The following is a 17,417-nucleotide window of genomic DNA, read 5'->3' as shown; positions in this document are numbered from 1 at the left end:
TTCTATGGGCGCAAAAGCAGTCAAATGCTCAGAGGCCTAAGTCATCCACTTCGAAGCAAATTCGCCTTTGATTTCGTTGGTTCGTTATGAAACCCATTGATGCGGAGTATGTTATTCACGGCGTACCGGCATCGGTCCCTGTCGCTGAATACAAACTCCAGTCAACGCTTTGACTAATGCAGCAATCACCGGTTGAGAGACTTGGACTCGTACGTTAATTAGAAGTCATATTTCTAATAAGCGTTCATTTATCGGAGACCATTTGAGCGACGCCTATACAGCATCCGACTCCATGACCGGCTACTTGTTTCAAAGCCGGTACGCATTGCTACGCGCGTTGCAGGAAGCCAAATCCAATGCCGGGTTGTCCATCTCAATCGAGCGTTTCGACGATGTTGCGTTTCAGCAAGACGCAAAACCGATTGAACTCATACAAACCAAACATCATGGCGCCCCCGCAAATGTCTCGGACAAAAGTGTTGATGTCTGGAAAACGCTCCGCGTCTGGATGGACCTCATTGAGACCGATCCGCTGATCGCCGCCAATACCCGGTTTGTGTTTTTGACAACGGAGACCGCGCCAGCCGGATCCGCCCTGCGCTTACTGCGCCACTCGCCCGACACCCGCGATGTGCAAGGTGCCGTGGAGATATTGCGGGCCGCCGCGAGTGGTTCAAACAATCAAACAACGAAGGCTGCGCGTGAAGCGTTTCTGGCGCTACCGGCCACCGATCGCGCTCTGCTCGTCAGCAACATCTGGGTGTTCGATCAGGCGCCAGATATCCACAATGTCCGTTTGGAGATTGAAAAGGAGTTATTCTACTCCGCCCCACAGGGACAGGTTGAGACCTTTACAGATTATCTGGAAGGCTGGTGGTTTGCCCGCGTGGTTCAGGCGCTTTCGGGAGAAGCAGACTCAGCAATATCACTAGCCGCTGTACAGAACAAAATCCATGAATTGCGAGACGATTTCACGATCTTTCGCCTGCCCCTTGATCCCGAAATCGACGACATGCCGGAAGTCACCAGTCTGCCGAGTGATGAGCGTCCACTTGTCCGGCAAATGCGGCTAATTGATTTGAATGAAGGCGAAGCATTATCCGCTTTGCACGATTATTATCGCGCGTTTGAGCAACGTTCTCGTTGGGCGCGCGAAAGTCTACTCCTCGACGGCGAAGCCGACCGCTATGACAGGGCGCTCTGGGATGCCTGGCGACGCCAATTTCTGAGCGCCGCCAGCGACCTTCCCATGATGTGCTCGACCGCAGATAAAGAACGCGCAGGAAAATCCGTTTTCCGCTGGGCGCGCAATTATCAAAAGCCCTTACGCAATCGCGACGAAATTTGGCTTTCCTCCGGCTCTTACCAAATTTTAGCCGATGCCCTCAGGATCGGCTGGCATCCAGAGTATGAAGGCTTAATGGCTTCCGAGGAGTCCGGCTCATGAGTCTACCCGCCTGGAACGCCCGCGCGCCTGAAGAAGCCAACCATTTCAATCCCGCCTATTGCGGGGCGTTAATTTATGAATTTGTTCGCGCTTTTGAAAAAGAAGCTCCGACCTCGCCAGACTACGCCCTCATCTTCTGCGCCCTGCCAGTGGCCATGCACGCGCCTACACGCGATAGCTTGCCGCGCACGACGCTGACTGGGCTCCTTCCATGGCTGGAACGCACGCCAGCTGCACGCATCGGATTCGCGGCCCGGGCGCGCGGGCTTGCGCCGTACTTGCGCGAAGCAATCCAGTTCGCCCTCGCTCGCAACGCGCTTGTTGTGGATGAGGCAGGGCGCGTTGCACTTGGCTCCAAGCGCGCCTCCTTCACACCGAAAGCTCTCGATGACATGACTACTGACATTCGAAATACAGTGACAGCCACCCGCATGGTGGGGCGCTGGTTCGCCGCTTCCGGCGACACATCCACCATCCTAGCCGCCTGGGGAGTGCGCGTATGAGTTTCACCCTTCGAACGGTTAGCGTGTACAGCTTCGGTGGAGAGTGCCGTACAGTCGATTTTTCAGGCTCCGGCCTGCGCATTTTGACCGGGCGCGCCAAAACCGGAAAATCTTCCATCATCGATATAATTGATTACTGCTTTGGCCGCAGCGAATGCTACGTTGCAGAAGGCGTCATTCGCCGCAACGTCTCTTGGTTCGCCGTTGAAATCGAGAGTGGAAACGACCGGCTTTTTATCGCTCGGCGCAATCCCGACGCCGACGCCAAAACCAGCTCCGACATCTATATCCGCCGCGGGCATTATGATCAGCTTCCACTCTATCCCGACCTTCAGAAGAACACCAATATTGATGGCCTCATCCGCCTGCTGACCCGTTTCGCCGGCATCGCGGAGAACGAGCACCGACCGCTGACCGGCACGCGCGGGCCTCTGCAAGCCACCCTGCGCCATGCCTTGCATCTCTGCTTTCAAAAACAAGACGAGATTGCCAGCCGCGACCGACTTTTTCACCGCCAGGGCGATGAGTTCATTCCTCAATCCATCAAAGATACCTTCCCTTATTTTCTCGGCGCCGTCGATGAAGATCATTTCCTGCGCCAGAACGAACTCGATGACGCAAAGCTTCAATTGCGCCAACTCGAAACCAATAAGGCTGCACTGCAAAAAGCCAGCACAGATGCGCTTCAACGCTTTCGCCGGTTCCTCATCGACGCCAAGCGCGTCGGCCTAGTTGATCAGTCGTTTGAAACCACTGACAACAATGCTGCGCTCGCCGAACTCGGCCGCGCCATTTCACAAGATCTGCAATCACCATCCTTTCTGCCCTCAGGCAGCGATCTCATTCAGCGCCTTGAAAACGAGCTAAAAACTCTACGCGAGCAACTGATCGAAACACGGAACGAGATTCGTGCGACAACCCATTTCCTACGCGAACAAACCAGTTTTTCGCGGGAAGCGGCCGAACAACGCGCGCGCCTCTCTTCCATTGGTCTCTATTCCGGTAAGAGCGACGGTGAGAATACGTGTCCCTTATGCGATAGTGCGCTGGAGGCGCCCCTGCCGGGTGCGCTGGCTTTGAATACTGCTCTTGAACAACTCGACCGACAGCTCGACTCGGTCGGCGCGGAGAGCCCGCACTTGCAACAACGTCTCGATGCGCTTGGGAAAAAGGGCACCGAACTTCAGTACACGATTGTCTCTACACAGCGTAACTTAGAACGCGCCTACGCTGACGATGAGCGCGCGCGAAGAATTCGCGATCAGGTGATCGAGCGCGCCCGCGTGGTCGGGCGAATCGGCGCCTTCATCGATCAGACGAACGGCTCTAACGAGGAAAACGATATAGATGCGCAAATTGAAGCTGCTAAGCGCCGGGTCGAAATGCTGGCTGAACGCGTCAATACCGATATGATCCAAGAGAAGGTCTACACATTCCTCAACCTGATCGCCGATAAAATGACCGAGTATGCGGGCGAGCTTGACCTCGAACACGCCGGTGGACGCATTCGTCTCGACATCACGAAACTGACCGTGGTCGCCGAAACGGTCACTGGGCCGATTTCTCTCAATCGGATTGGTAGCGGCGAAAACTGGATCGGCTATCACGTCGTGACATTGCTGGCTCTTCATCATTGGTTTCGAGCGCAAGGCCGTCCCGTGCCCGGCATCGTCATATTCGATCAGCCGACCCAAGCGCACTATCCCCCGGAAGCCGACCAAGCCGGCCGTGTCGACGGACTTCAAGACGCTGACCGGCGCGCGGTCTATCGGCTTTTTGAACTGATGCATCAGGCGAGCGAAGAAATAGGTCATGGCTTTCAGCTCATCGTACTCGATCACGCTCATCTGGAAGAGCCCTGGTTCAATGACGCAATCATTGAACGCTGGCGCGGCGAAGAGGCCTTGATACCGGCTGAATGGATTGAGGTGGATTAGGCTTCGGCAGACAATTCAGCCCGCGCCGAGCCTAGTCGCTCATCGTGTTCCGCTTTTTAGGATACCCGCCACAACGTCATTAAGGATCTGACTGTCGCAACGGAGATTGAGCAAATACCTTCTTCGTCAACCCGAAAATTTGTTATTCGCCTTCATAAGGCAATGACCCTGTCTCTGGATCTTAAGTCCGTTAGCTCATAGCCGGAACCGGAATCACAGCGACCTTCCCAGCAAACTGCCAATGTAACCGATTAAGAACGTCCTGATCCTGACGCTAACGACCGCTTCCGGGATGAATGCGGCATATCGATTGTTACTACCGACATAGTATTGAGGCTACTCTTTCAGCCTAACGCCCGCACCGCCCTCCGCACTTTCTTGCGGTCCGAGAAACACGACTCCCCCTTCTTCAAGCGCTCTGCGCACCGCCTCTACGTTGGCATCAGTACTTGCCGACGGGCCGCGATCACTCTCCATTCGTCTTATTGTGGGAACAGATAATTTCGCTGCTTCTGCAAGTTTTGGCTGCGTCCAATCAAGGAGGGCACGAGCGGCTCGAAGTTGCGCAGCAGTGAGACTCATAATTTTCTTTTTCTGATCATATTTACAAAAAACGATCACGCCGTTATGATGCGTGATATTAAACGACTCATGTGTACCATAAAGGCAAACCCATGTCTCGACGCCGAATTGGTGTGGAGGATGCTCTCCCACGTACTTCATCCAACCTTTCTCGCCGACAGCTCGTGGTGGGCGCGGCCCTTGGCTCAACGATATCGAAGCTTCCTTCCTTACCGGATCCAGCTGTCGGTGCTTGCAAATCCTGGTTAGGACTAGAGGCCCAATACGCTGCTTTGATAGACATCTGGCAGATGACTGAAACTCGTCTAATCCGAGCGGGCTATTGGCGCGATCATCCTGAACATACGAGCATGAACATTTCTGAACCGAGGATACTTGTAGAGATTGATCGACGGTTGCGTATGTTAGAGAAAAAGAAGCAACAGCTTCTCCTCGGTTTGCCAGAGATCCCCGCAACAACCACTCGGGGTATTAAATTGAAGCTAGATGTTCTCGCTAAAGTGATCAATCCGGATGAAAATCAGACTACTCATGACCTTGCAGTGAGTATTCGCCATAATCTTGCTCTATCAAGTTTCTAAAGTGGCCATATTATACAGCACGGCGGTGTGTTTTGCGCCCCCACACACATTCCGTACTCGTGCATTATTCCGCAGTCAGCCTGAGGCAAAACTCTCCACTTCCGCCGCCCACCACTCCGCCATTTCAACGCGCTGATCCCAATACGTAGCTCGATGATATGCTTTGCGAACCTGATCTGCCCCCATGTGAGCCAACTCTGCTTCGATGGCATCTGGGTGCCATTTGCCGCTTTCATTCAGCAGACTTGAGGCGCTTGCGCGGAAGCCGTGGGAGGTCATCTCATTGGCGCTGAAACCGAGGCGACGGAGAGCCCCGTTCAGTGTGTTCTCGCTGATCGGTTTGCCGCGCGAGAGTTGGGAGACAACAACCCACGGCTCATGGCCAGTGACTGATTGAAGCCGCTTCAGGATCTTCACCGCAGGTTCTGACAGCGGCTTGCGATGCTCCCGGCGCATCTTCGTGCGCTCTGCCGGAATGGTCCATACGCGCTTTCGAAGATCGAATTCATTCCATTTCGACAGGCGGAGCTCGCCAGGACGTGGATAAAGTAGTGCCATGAGCTGAAGGCCGGCTTGAGTTTCTATTGCCCCATCATAGTCCCAGATGGCCCGCACGAGGCCAGCAAAGCCATCACGGTCAACGATAGCCGGGCGGTGGCGAACTTTAGGTACGATCAGTGCCCCGCGAAGCCCGGCAGTCGGATCATGTTCGCAGCGTGCAGTGGCGACGGCATACCTGAAGACCTGGCTTATGACAGCGCGTAGACGCCGGGCTGTTTCATAATTGCCGTCTGCTTCGACTTTGCGAAGCGGCACGAGAACGTGCGCTGGCTTCACCTGAGTGACCGGCATGTCGGCCAAATCGGCATTTGCAATACCGATCAGCCACGCTTTCTTGGAGAGCGTCGTATCGGCTAGACCTTCCTTGCGGTTCTTCTCCAGCAGCTCCTCGGCGATGGCCGAGAAAGTATGCTCTGTGAGGGCCTGCCGTTCGAGCTTATCGATTTTGGCCTGCTGCATGGGATCAATCCCTTCGATCAGCAGAGCGCGGGCTTCGGCGCGCTTCTCGCGCGCTTTGGCGAGCGAGATCTCGGGATATGCCCCCAAAGCCATCAGCTTCTGTTTGCCGTCAAACTTGTACGCAAAGCGCCAGAGTTTCGACCCCGTGGGACGCACTTCAACGAACAAATTTCCACCATCTGTATAACGGCGGGGTTTTTCCTCAGGTTTGAGACTGCGGATCTTCAGATCGGTAAGAGGCATGGCATGGTACCGGCAGCTTTTCGACTGCTAATTGATACCATACTACCAGCGAGCGTACCATATCGATGTCTGGATCTCAGCGGATCACGACGGACGCTAGCGGACGGTCAATCCCTATAACTCCCTGATTATATGGAATTTTGGAGACTTTCTCGGACGCTGAAGGATGCACTCAAAAAGCTTCCTGGTGCCCAGAAGAGGACTCGAACCTCCACTCCCTTGCGAGAACTACGACCTGAACGTAGCGCGTCTACCAATTCCGCCATCTGGGCACGGGATCGGAAGGCGCCGATGTATAGGCTGGGGCCGGGTCCGTCAACGGTAAAACTGTAGCATTCGGGCGGGAAACTGCGTGTCATCCCAGCCGCGCCCCACGCGCAGGATTTGATCGGGGCAATGCCTGCCGGAAAACGCTGCGCAGCCCCCGCAATCCCCTGCGCAATGGCCCGCGCCAACACCTGAACCACATGCTGAAAAATCGCGTGCAATTCCCTGATTTCACGGAAGTATTCGGTTGGAGCGGGTAGACGGAATCGAACCGACATACACAGCTTGGAAGGCTGGTGCATTACCATTATGCTATACCCGCTCACCGGGTCGCAGCAGCCGTTTATAGCACATCAGTGCGGGGTGGTGGAGGGAGCTGGATTCGAACCAGCGTACGCTAAGCGGCCAGATTTACAGTCTGGTGGATTTAACCACTCTCCCATCCCTCCACGGGACCCGCGACCTGACGCCAATTGACGTTGCCGCGCCGGGGCTTCACATGGGCGCTCTCGCGCTTCCGATCCATCCCGGAAGCGGCCTTATAAGGAAACCCGAAATGCCGCGCAACCATTCTAATCGGCGAAAAGCACACGACAGCGCAGATAATGCACGTCGAGGCCCGGCCCGCCCCCCTCGGCGCGGCGGAAAAGGCCGCGACTCCGGTGGTGCAGACGGTGGACCGCTCTGGATATGGGGCACGCATGCCGTTGCCGCCGCGCTGGCAAACCCGGCGCGCACCTGTCATGAGCTGCTGGCGACCGAGAATGCGGCGCAGCGCCTGCCGGCGGGAGCGGTGCAGCCTGTCATCGTCTCCGCGAAGGATATTGATTCGCGCCTTCCTGACGGGGCCGTGCACCAGGGCGTGGCTGTAAAGGTGGACCCGCTGGAGCCAGTCGCGCTGGAAGACCTGATCGATGCAGGCGTCAGCCACATCGCCGTGCTGGACCAGGTGTCCGACCCGCACAATCTGGGCGCGGTGTACCGGTCTGCGGCAGCGTTCGGCTTTGGCGGGCTGGTGCTGCAGACGCGCAATGCCCCGAATGTGACGGGCGTGGCGGCAAAGGCCGCCGTCGGCGCAATCGAAACGGTGCGGGAAGCGCGTGTGGTGAACATTGCCCGCGCGCTGGAGCAGCTGGCCGAGGCGGGCTATCACACGGTCGGTCTTGCCGGAGAGGGCCAGCGGCTGATCGCCGATGCTGTGGAGGGCGCGCCGAAACTGGCCATCGTGCTGGGCGCGGAAGGGCCGGGCATCCGCCCTGCCGTCGCCAAGGCCTGCGCAGAACTGGCGCGCATTCCGATTACCCCGGAAATGGAGAGCCTGAACGTCTCGAACGCAGCCGCCGTCGCCTTTTATGAAAGCAGCCGTAATCGTTTCCCCCTGTCATAAAGCTCTGCTAAGGGATTAACCACGCTGAGGGGATCAATAGACGGAGCGCGTGCCGCCATGCTGAGATTGCTGTCCATCCTTCTACTTCTGTGCGGCCTGGGCGCTGCGGGCTATGCCGGGTCTGTCCTGCTGGACACCTATGCCCCGCGCGACGACGTGGTCGTGGCCGCCCCGGCGCAGGAAATGGCGACGGAACAGGCGTTTGAAGAGGCCGCGCCGCCAAGTGTGGAAGAAGAACTGGCACAGCTGGAGCCGCTCGAAAGCGAAGAGATGATGATGGAGGCGCCAGCCACCGCCCCCGCCCCGGCTGCTGGCCCGACTCGCAGCCTTGGCGCGGACATTCCAGGTGATGTGTTCCCGGAGGCTGTGGGCGCTGCGCCCGAGTTTGATGTGCCGATGTCGACGCGCTCGGCCAATGTCACGGCCCAGGCAAACGAATCGTTCGTCGAGACGCTGAAATCTGTTCCCGTCGCGCATGAGACGCCCAGCAAGGCTGAATACAAGCGCGCCTTTGATGTGACGCTGGCCATTGATTCCACAGGCGATGAGACCGCTGTCGACGCCCTGCCCGGCCGCGGCAACATTATAGAAGGTGAAGCGCTCGTCTCTGACCGCGTGGAAGCGCGCCTGAGCGGTGCGAATTTCGAGATCGTCGCCATGTCGCCGGAAATTCAGGCGATGTCGCCGCTGACGGAAAATGTCTGGCGCTGGTCTGTCGTGCCGCTGACAGCGGGCAGCCATGATCTCGTCTTCGAGATCTATGCCATTGATGAAGACGCCGTCGTGCCGCTGCGAACTTTCCGCGATACGGTGACCGTGGAAGTCTCTGGCATCAACCGCGCCATCGCGTTCGCGGACCAGGCCAATCCACTCTTTGTCCTGCTTGGCGGGCTGGGGTCTGCCGTGGCGGGCCTGATCGGCGTCTTCCGATTTTTCGGCCGTAAATAGCCGGACTTCAACGCAGGGCGGGATTTATTTCGACTGGCGCGCCGGAGACCTTTGACTTTACGTCAATTTCCGTATTTCTGGCGGCATGACAACGATGACCACTCCGAAGACCCTCGCCTCAGCTCAATTGTTCCTGCGCGAGCAGGCTGCACGGATTGAAATCGATCCGCTGACCAATTCCGTATTTGCGCTGGCTCAGACACTGTTCCGGGACCTGGAGCGCGGCGACGCGAAAATCTCCGACCTGTCAAAACTGGCCGATGAAGTTCATCTGGACCTGATAGAGGAACGCGCCGAACGGTTTCGCGACCAGCATTCCGGCGGCAAGGCGAAGACAGCGTGGGCCAGCCTGACCGAAGAACTGGAAGCGCTGGCCGGACAAGGCTTCGAGGCGTTCAAGGCGCGCGTTGAGCAGGCCACCGGCGGCATCGTCTTTACCGGGCACCCGACCTTTGCGCTGTCGCGGGACTTGCGCACAGCACTGGCCGATCATGTGGTGAGCGCCACGAAGACCAGCCGCACCGCGCTGCAGCGTCAGATCCGCGCCGACTCGCGCGCCTGGAACCAGCAGATCAGCCTGCAGGGCGAACATGACGAAGTGCAGGACGCCGTCGAGCACGCCGCCAATGCGCAGCTGGCATATGCGTCCGTGTTGATTTCTGTCGCCCGGAAGGCATTTCCGGACGATTGGCGTTCGCTGAAAATCTATGTGCCGACGATTGCCTGCTGGGTTGGGTATGATCTGGATGGCCGCGCAGACATTCACTGGTCGCAATCGCTGACCTTCCGCCTGACCGAAAAGGCCGTGCAGCTTGGCCGCTACGCCGCCCAGCTTGAGGCGATCAGCGGCAGTCAGAAGATTGGCCCGCTTGCCAAGCTCACCCAGCGCCTGAAGACGGCTGCTGAAGACACTGCCGGGCATGCCGCCCTGTTCGCGGCAGACCTGACCGATCCGGACAATCTGGTGCCCGCTGCCAATGCGCTGACCGCGCCGTCAAAGCGCAATGTGCTGGACGCAAGCGAAATCGTGGATGTGCTGGACGAGGTGATCGCCACAGCTGAGGACGGTCTCGCTGCCAAGCTGATGGCCATCCGCGCGCAGGTCGAGGCACTGCAACTGGGCACAGCGCGCATTCATTTGCGCGTGAACGCCGCGCAAGTCCGAACCGTGATCAATCGCGACCTTGGCCTGCAGACCGAAGATCGGGAGCTGGGCCGCCTCGCCCTGGCAGAGCTCGCGCAGAAGGCCCGCAAGTCAAAGCCAGTTCAGGTTAACTTTGCAGACCTGTTCCTGGAGCAATCGACCGCGCGGCGCCAATTCATGATGTGTGCGCAGATCCTGAAGCATATTGATGCGGGCTCGGTCATCCGCTTCCTGATTGCGGAGAGTGAGAACCCGGCAACCGTGATGGGCGCGCTCTACCTCGCCCGGCAATATGGCGTTGACGACAAGCTGGACATCTCTCCCCTGTTCGAAACGCCAGAGGCGCTTGAAACGGGCGGCCGCTTTATTGAGCGCCTTCTGGAGGAGCCTGAATTCCTCGCCTATGTGAAACAGCGCGGCTATCTCTCGATCCAGCTTGGTTTCTCCGATGCCGGACGGTTTATCGGACAGGTCGCCGCCGACATGGCGATTGAACGCATCCACAATCTCATCGCGCGGGCGCTGGCCGCCAAGGGCGCGGATGTGGACTTGCTGATCTTCAACACGCATGGCGAAAGCATGGGTCGCGGCGCATGGCCGGGCAGCTTCGAACAGCGTTTCGATCATTTGCTGACCCCGTGGACACGCGGCGGAGCGCGGGCACGCGGGCTTCAACTGCGCCACGAAGTCAGCTTTCAGGGCGGCGACGGCTTCCTGCATTTCGCCAATCCAAATCTGGCAGAGGCGACGATGGCCGCCTGGTGCAGCCACACATTGTCTGATCCCGAAGATCGCAGCGAAGACCCGTTCTATACGCGCACGGACCTTGTTTGGGATTTCTACCGCTCGCTACGCGCCTGGCAGGAACGTCTGTTTGTGAACGAGGATTATGGTCGCCTGCTGGGCGCATTCTCCAGCGGCCTGACCGTGAAGGCCGGCTCTCGACCCAAGCGCCGCGCCGCCGGGCCGGTTGGCCCGCGGTCCCTGCGCGCCATTTCTCACAATGCCACGCTGCAACAGCTGAGCATTCCGGTGAACGTCGCCGCGGGGATTGGTTCATCCCTGCAACGGGAAATGGACCGTCTGGTCGAGCTGATCGATGCCAGCCCGCGCATGACGCGGCTGATCCTGCTGGCCACCCGCGCCCGTGTGCTGACCAGCCTGCCAGCGCTACGCTCCTACGCCAAAGTCTATGATCCGGGCGTCTGGGTGGCGCATTCGAAACTTGCCGACCAGGACAAGGCGAATGCCTATCGCGCGGTCTATTATGCGCTGCGCAATACAGAGACGGCCGTCTCGATGAACCAGATTGCCAACTTCCTGTCCGTAGACCTCGGCAAGTTCGACCGACTGCTTGCGCAGCTTCAGTCTGCGCCGTCGATCGAAGCGCGCCATGAAGGTCGGCTGGACCTGCATGTTCTGCATGCGGTGCGTCAGGCGCTGATCATGAAAGCGTTCTCGATTGTCGGCGGCCTGCCCCGCCTGTCTGAACGGCATGATGCCAGCAGCCGCGACCTGGTTGAAATGGTGGCTGAGCTGCGCATTGGCGAGGCGGTCAGCCTGCTGCGCGAAATCTTCCCGCACTCTCGCGATCAGGACACGCCCCTGACGGCGCTGACTGAGGCGGGCAATGAGTCCAAGGCGCAGGCCAGCTATGGCTATGACCGCATCCACAAGGATGTGATTGCGCCGCTGGACGAGATTGACCGCGCCCTTCACGGCATCAGCCTGGCGGTAACGCATGCCTATGGGGCATTCGGCTAGAGCCGGTCAGCGACGGCGATAGGTCTGCATCTCCATACAGACCTGACACTTCTGCGCTGTGCTGTGGCGAATGCGCAGATAGAGCAACTCATTCTTGCGATCGATCTGTACCCGGAACTGCGCAAGGAAATCCATGCCGAGGATCATGACGGGCTCGTCAGACATGCCGAGGTATTCGAACAGGGCCGGGTCTGACACGACCATGTTGAAGCTGTTCATCTTTACTTCGTGAAGCTGGAAACGGGATATGCGCGCAACATGCATGTCATACCCCTCGCCCGTCACCCCATGCAGACGTTTGGTTTCCTCCTCATTTACCCGCGTGCCCGCCAGCGCGGCAAAGGCGGAATTCATGTAGGTGATCGTGGACCCCGTATCGATCAGGGCCAGGCCGCGATGCCCATTGATCTTTACCGGGACGAAATAGAGCCCGTTGCGGACCTCCATCGGCCGTTTGCAAAGGATCTCCCGCATCCGCCCCATTGGGCGGCGATCATAGGCGGTTACCTGTTTGCTGTCGAAATCGAAATCCACCACATCGCCCGTCATGGCGCTCATCGGGAAGACATTGCGCACGCCCTCCACGGCGATCTTCCGGTCGAGCGCAGCGGGCACACGCTGAAGCGTAACCGTTCCGGCGCCAAGGCTGGGCAGGTCAATCAGCGGAAACATCTGCGGGCCACCAAGGCCCAGCACTTCGACAAACTGCTCTTCACCCTCCACAACTGCGACACCGGCAGAGCGTGCGGTCGCACCACCAATCATGGGCAGGGTTGCCGCTGTGTCGATGACGGCCGAAGCGCGCGCGCCGTTTGTGAAGGACAACTCCGTGATCAGGCGATCTTCGGAATCCATCTCGAACGGAACGATCTGGTGAATGTTGGTATTCCCGGAAGCCAGCAAGGGAAGACACAAAAGGAAACCAAGCAGCAGGCTGAACCGAACAAGCTGCTGAGCGAGACCAGGCCGCGTGGCCCGCGATGCTGGCAATCCTCCCATGGATGCTTCCTTTTCCGCCAGTATGCCACAAGCGGGCCTCCCGACAAAATGCGGAGGCCAAGGCGGCGTCTCCCTGCCCCGCAAAACAGTTGACGCATCTAACCCGACGTCACGGGTGGTCTTACGCTTACGTTCGCGTAAAGTGCGTCGAAACAGATAATTCGAGGGAGACACTGGACATGGCCGAGGCCTATATCATTGACGCCGTGCGCACGCCGCGCGGAATTGGCAAGGTTGGCAAGGGATCGCTGGCGCACCTGCACCCGCAGCATCTGGGCGCAACCGTTCTCGGCGCAATCCGCGACCGCAACAATCTCGATACGGCGACGGTGGACGACATCATCTGGGGCACGTCCAGCCAGCGCGGCGCCCAAGGCGCTGACATGGGCCGCATGGCCGCTCTTGATGCAGGCTTTGACGTGAAAGCGTCCGGCGTGACGCTGGATCGCTTCTGCGGCTCTGGCATCACAACGGTTTCGCTGGCGGCTGCGCAAATCATGTCCGGCATGGAAGACTGTGTCATCGCAGGCGGCTGTGAGATGATGAGCTACACGGCGGCGACCGCTGACCCGAAAAACCCGCCCATGATGGACGCTGGCAATCTTCACCTGCGCGAGCTGCACCCGCAATCGCAGCAAGGCGTCTGTGCCGACGCCATCGCGACGCTGGAAGGCATTGATCGCGAAGCCGTCGACCAGCTTGCCGTGACCAGCCAGAACCGTGCCAAGCGCGCGATGGATGAAGGCCGCTTCGATAAATCGGTCGTGCCGGTCTACAATCGTGATGGCACGCTGGCGCTGGAGAAGGACGAATTCCCTCGTCCCGGCACCACGATGGAAAGCCTGTCCGGCCTCAAGACCGTGTTCAACATGTTCATGGACATCCCGGTCGATGACCAGGGCAACACCTATGGCAAGATGGTCACGAAGAAGTATCCGCAACTCGAAGGCAAGATGAACCATGTTCACCATGCCGGGAACTCTTCCGGTGTTGTGGATGGCGCTGCCGCCCTGCTGATCACCTCGAAAGACTATGCTGACAAGAACGGCCTGAAGCCGCGCGCGCGCATCGTTGCCACCGCGAACATGGGTGACTGCCCAACGCTGATGCTGAACGCGCCGGTGCCTGCTGCGAAGAAGGTTCTGGAAAAAGCCGGCATGAGCAAGGACGATATCGACGTCTGGGAAATCAACGAGGCGTTCTCGGTTGTGGCAGAGAAATTCATCCGCGATCTCGACCTGGACCGCGAGAAAGTGAACATCAATGGCGGCGCCATGGCGCTTGGCCACCCGATTGGCGCAACCGGTTCCATCCTGATCGGCACGGCGCTTGACGAACTGGAGCGCTCAGGTGGCCGGTATGGTCTTGTCACCATGTGTGCCGCTGGCGGCATGGCCCCGGCAATCATCATTGAACGGATCTAGATTTCCTCCCAGAAACTCAGTTCAATCCGTTCAATTCTCTCCCGGTCCAGGTGCGCCTGGGCCGGGCTTTTTTTGCTGCACCCGACTGCAGACTTTATGGAACGCCCTGCTTGCCGGGGCGTTGCTTACACACAAGCAACCCCAACAGGAGACTCATGCCTTACACCATTGAAGCTGAAACCAACGACCTCACCACCATTGACGCACAGGGCGACCTGAACCCCGAAGCCATGCCGGAAGCCGTGGACCAGTTGATGGAGCAGACAGATGCGGAGGACCCCGGCAGCCTGCTGGTACGGTTACAGCACATGGATCTGGGCACGCTGCACACGGTTGCCAGCGACTGGTCCCGGAAGGCCGAATTCTTTGCCTTGCAAAAAAGGTTTGGAAAAGTGGCGGTGCTTACCGACCAACCCTGGGTGCGCCAGTCCGCCAAGATGCAAGCCGTGGCGCTGCCAGACACCGAACTGAAGGTCTACGACCTTGCCGATGAGGCGGATGCGCGCGTGTGGCTGGAAAAAGCCCCGGCAGAAACCGAAGCCGCCTGAAGCCTCAGGCCGGGCTGATGATCTCGCCGTCTTCCTTGGTGAAGCTTGTCGGCGGATTTTCCAGCAGATCAAACACCTTTTCAGAGGGACGGCACAGCGCCGTCCCTTTTTTTGTGACCACGATGGGGCGGTTCACCAGGATCGGGTGTTTCAACATCGCCTCGAACAGGATGGAATCATCGACCGAGGGATCGGTCAGGCCAAGTTCCTCAGCCGGGCTTTTCGACGTGCGCAATGCTTGTCGCGGTGTCAGGTCCGCCGCGCTCAGCAGACCCGCCAGCAATTCGCGCGTCCAGCCACGCTGCAGGTAAAGCACGATTTCCGGCTCCTCCCCGCTGGCCTTGATGATTTCCAGGACATTGCGGGACGTGCCGCACTCGGGATTGTGGTAAATCGTGACGCCCATCAGCTCGCCTCCAAAGCTCAAGCGCCTTTCAATTGCGACAGATACGGCGCGAGGTCCAGCCCCTGCGCCTTGATCCAATCAGAATTGTAGTAGGTATCAAGGTACCGCTCGCCGCCATCGCAGATCAGGGTCGCAACGCTGCCCGCCTTCCCCGCGTCTCGCATCTCACGCATGAGGGTGAGCGCAGCCCAGACATTCGTGCCGGTCGAGCCCCCGCATCGCCTGCCGAGAATTTCCTGCAGCCAATGCACCGTTGCGACGGATGCCGCATCCGGCACGCGCATCATGCGATCAATCACGCTAGGGCGGAAGGATGCCTCCACGCGCGGGCGACCGATCCCCTCAATACGCGACTTGCTCTGGCTACGGATATCCGGATCGCCCGTTTCGAAATGATCGTAAAAAACAGAATTCTCAGGATCGGCGACACAGAGAGAGGTCTTCGCTGAGATATCACAACGGTAGCGAATGTAGCGCCCGATCGTGGCGGAGGTGCCCCCAGTGCCGGCGCTCATTACGACCCAATCCGGCAGGGCATGCGCCTCCATCGAGAGCTGGGAAAACAGGCTTTCGGCAATGTTGTTGTTTCCGCGCCAGTCCGTCACGCGCTCGGCATAGGTGAACTGGTCCATATAGTGTCCACCGAGTTCGGCCGCGATCCGCTCGGCCTCGGCATAGATGTCAGCCGGGGGTACGGCGCGGGTCTCGCCGCCATAGAAGGCGATCTGGTCGATCTTGCTGCGCGAGACACCTTCCTGCACCACGGCGATGAAGCGCAGCCCAAGCAGACGCGCAAAATAGGCTTCCGAGACCGCCGTTGACCCGGACGAACTTTCCACGATCACCGTGTCTGGCCCGATCCAGCCATTGCACAGACCGTAGAGATAAAGCGAGCGTGCCAGCCTGTGCTTGAGGCTGCCGGTCGGGTGCGTGGACTCGTCTTTCAGGTAAAGCGTCTGCGCGTCAAAGCCCGGCAGATCCACCTTGATCAGATGCGTGTCTGCGGACCTGTTGAAGTCTGCATTGATGCGCTGCACCGCCTCACGCACCCATTCGCGCCGTTCCCAATCGAGATGAGAAATGTCCACACCTGCCTCCCAAACCTTGTCCGTTCCGGCGTCACCATAGAGGCTTGTGGCGGGTGGGCAATCGCGATGGACAGGCGGCGGGCTACGCGGTCAGTTTTGGGATTTTTCCAGCACCGATAGCAACAATGCCTCGCCCTTCAGGCCGGCCGCCTCACGGCAGTAGGTTTCGGGACGGCATTTGTCTCGCGCAAGTTCAAGAATGATGGGGTGAATGTAGGAGGACTTCGCGATGGCGGGCGTATTCCCCAATGCGTCAGCCGCTGCCTGTGTGACGGTCTTGATGGTGACGCGGTCGCAGGACGCCAGGCTATCCACTGCGGCGACGCTCCCCTTCCACGTCCGGAAATCCTTGGCCGTGAAGGCTAATCCCAAAGTCTCCTGGATATAGGTGTTCACATCCTGAGCGACTGGGCGAACCTTCCGACAGCGAAACAGGAAAGCGCCTCGCTCTTCGAGAAAGCCGTCCAGTGTCTTCGCAAGCAGCTTGTCACGCATCTGGACCCGGCGAGGTGTCCCGCCTTTGCCCTTATAGGCACAGATGACACGCTGGCCCTCAATCGTCACATGGGATTTTCGCAGGCTGACCGCACCATAGGTCTTCCGGCCGGAACGCCCAATCCGCAAGGCGCCCTTGTCCAGCAAGCGAACAATCGCGGCCAGTCTCACCTCTCTCGGACAGTCGGAATAGGTCAGGTCATGACGGACGCGGCGGCGCAGCTCCGGCAAGGCATGTCCGAAGGCGATGAGATCGTCAAACTTGGCCGAGTTGCGCGCAGCGGCCCATGTTGGGTGATAGCGATACTGAAGTCTGCCGGCTTCGTCGCGTCCTGTCGCCTGAATATGGCCGCGCGGATTCGGACAGATCCAGATGTCTTTCCAGGCGGGCGGCAGCACCAGGGCGCGGCACCGTTCCGCCCGCTTTCCCTTCAATGTCTGTCCTTTGTCATCCTGAAAGGTGAAACCTTTCCCTCGGCGCTTGCGGGTCCAGCCTTTGGCCGCCGGATCGGATCGCACAAGACCGATTGCCTCTGCCGTCACGCCTTCGCGACAGAGCGTATCGGGAGCGGAACTGAAGGGCATGGACGTTTCTCTCGGATGATGAATGCCGAGATCAACGATGGAAGAGACG

The 17,417-nt window shown here is 58.8% G+C and carries 15 protein-coding genes and 3 tRNA genes; 9 read left to right on the top strand and 9 right to left on the bottom strand.

Annotation, left to right across the window (positions count from 1 at the left end; translation table 11 throughout):
• The first annotated feature begins 262 nt into the window (after nucleotides 1-262).
• Genes HF931_RS09090 through HF931_RS09080 form a run of 3 tightly spaced genes read left to right on the top strand, consistent with a single transcriptional unit; the run spans nucleotide 263 to nucleotide 3,887 of the window.
• Nucleotides 263-1,447 (top strand): ABC-three component system protein, encoded by a 1,185-nt coding sequence (locus tag HF931_RS09090; RefSeq protein ID WP_273239765.1) that lies wholly within the window; start codon nucleotides 263-265, stop codon nucleotides 1,445-1,447.
• The gene (locus HF931_RS09085; RefSeq protein ID WP_273239764.1) at nucleotides 1,444-1,950 is read left to right on the top strand and encodes a three component ABC system middle component; all 507 of its coding nucleotides are present in this window, start codon (nucleotides 1,444-1,446) and stop codon (nucleotides 1,948-1,950) included. Before HF931_RS09090 ends, HF931_RS09085 begins: the two co-directional genes overlap by 4 nt.
• Complete coding sequence (locus HF931_RS09080) at nucleotides 1,947-3,887, top strand: DUF3732 domain-containing protein (RefSeq protein ID WP_273239762.1); 1,941 nt, start codon at nucleotides 1,947-1,949, stop codon at nucleotides 3,885-3,887. The genes HF931_RS09085 and HF931_RS09080 overlap by 4 nt, the downstream gene beginning before the upstream one ends.
• Before the next feature lie 336 nt (nucleotides 3,888-4,223).
• On the opposite strand, the gene HF931_RS17165 is transcribed toward HF931_RS09080, so the two are convergent.
• Nucleotides 4,224-4,469, bottom strand: a complete 246-nt coding sequence (locus HF931_RS17165; protein WP_420537736.1) for a helix-turn-helix domain-containing protein — start codon at nucleotides 4,467-4,469, stop codon at nucleotides 4,224-4,226.
• A 290-nt stretch (nucleotides 4,470-4,759) separates the two neighbouring features.
• Here HF931_RS17165 and HF931_RS09070 point away from each other — a divergent pair, with 290 nt between their 5' ends.
• Nucleotides 4,760-5,050, top strand: coding sequence for a hypothetical protein (locus tag HF931_RS09070; RefSeq protein ID WP_273239758.1), 291 nt, complete (start codon nucleotides 4,760-4,762; stop codon nucleotides 5,048-5,050).
• 75 nt (nucleotides 5,051-5,125) lie between these two features.
• Here the strand turns inward: HF931_RS09070 and HF931_RS09065 are convergent, their stop codons facing one another.
• From HF931_RS09065 to HF931_RS09050, 4 genes are all read right to left on the bottom strand, one after another.
• The gene (locus HF931_RS09065; protein ID WP_273239756.1) at nucleotides 5,126-6,313 is read right to left on the bottom strand and encodes a tyrosine-type recombinase/integrase; all 1,188 of its coding nucleotides are present in this window, start codon (nucleotides 6,311-6,313) and stop codon (nucleotides 5,126-5,128) included.
• Nucleotides 6,314-6,498: 185 nt separating this feature from the next.
• Nucleotides 6,499-6,585, bottom strand: a tRNA-Leu gene (locus HF931_RS09060).
• Between the two features lie 243 nt (nucleotides 6,586-6,828).
• Nucleotides 6,829-6,902 (bottom strand) — tRNA-Gly (locus HF931_RS09055).
• 42 nt (nucleotides 6,903-6,944) lie between these two features.
• Nucleotides 6,945-7,029: transfer RNA gene (locus HF931_RS09050), tRNA-Tyr, on the bottom strand.
• A 107-nt stretch (nucleotides 7,030-7,136) separates the two neighbouring features.
• Between HF931_RS09050 and HF931_RS09045 the strand changes: the two genes are divergently transcribed.
• From HF931_RS09045 to HF931_RS09035, 3 genes are all read left to right on the top strand, one after another.
• A complete protein-coding gene (locus tag HF931_RS09045; protein WP_273239755.1) occupies nucleotides 7,137-7,967 on the top strand; it encodes a TrmH family RNA methyltransferase in 831 nt (276 codons plus the stop codon).
• A 57-nt stretch (nucleotides 7,968-8,024) separates the two neighbouring features.
• Entirely contained in the window at nucleotides 8,025-8,915 is an 891-nt protein-coding gene (locus tag HF931_RS09040) for a hypothetical protein (RefSeq protein ID WP_035555731.1), read from the top strand.
• 94 nt (nucleotides 8,916-9,009) lie between these two features.
• The gene (locus tag HF931_RS09035; protein ID WP_273239752.1) at nucleotides 9,010-11,823 is read left to right on the top strand and encodes a phosphoenolpyruvate carboxylase; all 2,814 of its coding nucleotides are present in this window, start codon (nucleotides 9,010-9,012) and stop codon (nucleotides 11,821-11,823) included.
• 6 nt (nucleotides 11,824-11,829) lie between these two features.
• Here HF931_RS09035 and HF931_RS09030 read toward each other — a convergent pair whose 3' ends face one another.
• The gene (locus HF931_RS09030; protein WP_273014030.1) at nucleotides 11,830-12,822 is read right to left on the bottom strand and encodes an aspartyl protease family protein; all 993 of its coding nucleotides are present in this window, start codon (nucleotides 12,820-12,822) and stop codon (nucleotides 11,830-11,832) included.
• Between the two features lie 179 nt (nucleotides 12,823-13,001).
• Between HF931_RS09030 and HF931_RS09025 the strand changes: the two genes are divergently transcribed.
• Both HF931_RS09025 and HF931_RS09020 read left to right on the top strand, forming a co-directional pair.
• On the top strand, nucleotides 13,002-14,246 hold the full coding sequence (locus HF931_RS09025) for an acetyl-CoA C-acetyltransferase (protein ID WP_035555722.1): 1,245 nt from the start codon (nucleotides 13,002-13,004) through the stop codon (nucleotides 14,244-14,246).
• A gap of 155 nt (nucleotides 14,247-14,401) precedes the next feature.
• The gene (locus HF931_RS09020; protein WP_035555719.1) at nucleotides 14,402-14,794 is read left to right on the top strand and encodes a SpoIIAA family protein; all 393 of its coding nucleotides are present in this window, start codon (nucleotides 14,402-14,404) and stop codon (nucleotides 14,792-14,794) included.
• A 4-nt stretch (nucleotides 14,795-14,798) separates the two neighbouring features.
• Here the strand turns inward: HF931_RS09020 and arsC are convergent, their stop codons facing one another.
• From arsC to HF931_RS09005, 3 genes are all read right to left on the bottom strand, one after another.
• Nucleotides 14,799-15,200, bottom strand: a complete 402-nt coding sequence (gene arsC / locus HF931_RS09015; RefSeq protein ID WP_035555717.1) for an arsenate reductase (glutaredoxin) — start codon at nucleotides 15,198-15,200, stop codon at nucleotides 14,799-14,801.
• Nucleotides 15,201-15,217: 17 nt separating this feature from the next.
• Nucleotides 15,218-16,288 carry a PLP-dependent cysteine synthase family protein gene (locus HF931_RS09010; protein ID WP_273014029.1) on the bottom strand — a complete coding sequence of 357 codons (1,071 nt, stop codon included), beginning with the start codon at nucleotides 16,286-16,288 and terminating at the stop codon, nucleotides 15,218-15,220.
• Nucleotides 16,289-16,378: 90 nt separating this feature from the next.
• On the bottom strand, nucleotides 16,379-17,368 hold the full coding sequence (locus HF931_RS09005; protein WP_051602940.1) for a DNA topoisomerase IB: 990 nt from the start codon (nucleotides 17,366-17,368) through the stop codon (nucleotides 16,379-16,381).
• Between the last annotated feature and the right edge of the window lie 49 nt (nucleotides 17,369-17,417).

This window comes from Hyphomonas atlantica corrig. (assembly GCF_017795365.1).
Lineage (GTDB): Bacteria > Pseudomonadota > Alphaproteobacteria > Caulobacterales > Hyphomonadaceae > Hyphomonas > Hyphomonas atlantica.
Note: the sequence above shows the minus strand (reverse complement) of the source record. Positions and strands in the feature narration are given on the sequence as shown.

Excerpts from the sequence above, each read along its gene's own strand:
- HF931_RS09085 (WP_273239764.1), top strand. The coding sequence starts at position 1,444 with ATGAGTCTACCCGCCTGGAACGCCCGCGCGCCTGAAGAAGCCAACCAT.
- HF931_RS09080 (WP_273239762.1), top strand. The coding sequence starts at position 1,947 with ATGAGTTTCACCCTTCGAACGGTTAGCGTGTACAGCTTCGGTGGAGAG.
- HF931_RS17165 (WP_420537736.1), bottom strand. The coding sequence starts at position 4,469 with ATGAGTCTCACTGCTGCGCAACTTCGAGCCGCTCGTGCCCTCCTTGAT.
- HF931_RS09070 (WP_273239758.1), top strand. The coding sequence starts at position 4,760 with ATGACTGAAACTCGTCTAATCCGAGCGGGCTATTGGCGCGATCATCCT.
- HF931_RS09065 (WP_273239756.1), bottom strand. The coding sequence starts at position 6,313 with ATGCCTCTTACCGATCTGAAGATCCGCAGTCTCAAACCTGAGGAAAAA.
- HF931_RS09045 (WP_273239755.1), top strand. The coding sequence starts at position 7,137 with ATGCCGCGCAACCATTCTAATCGGCGAAAAGCACACGACAGCGCAGAT.
- HF931_RS09040 (WP_035555731.1), top strand. The coding sequence starts at position 8,025 with ATGCTGAGATTGCTGTCCATCCTTCTACTTCTGTGCGGCCTGGGCGCT.
- HF931_RS09035 (WP_273239752.1), top strand. The coding sequence starts at position 9,010 with ATGACCACTCCGAAGACCCTCGCCTCAGCTCAATTGTTCCTGCGCGAG.
- HF931_RS09030 (WP_273014030.1), bottom strand. The coding sequence starts at position 12,822 with ATGGGAGGATTGCCAGCATCGCGGGCCACGCGGCCTGGTCTCGCTCAG.
- HF931_RS09025 (WP_035555722.1), top strand. The coding sequence starts at position 13,002 with ATGGCCGAGGCCTATATCATTGACGCCGTGCGCACGCCGCGCGGAATT.
- HF931_RS09020 (WP_035555719.1), top strand. The coding sequence starts at position 14,402 with ATGCCTTACACCATTGAAGCTGAAACCAACGACCTCACCACCATTGAC.
- arsC (WP_035555717.1), bottom strand. The coding sequence starts at position 15,200 with ATGGGCGTCACGATTTACCACAATCCCGAGTGCGGCACGTCCCGCAAT.
- HF931_RS09005 (WP_051602940.1), bottom strand. The coding sequence starts at position 17,368 with ATGCCCTTCAGTTCCGCTCCCGATACGCTCTGTCGCGAAGGCGTGACG.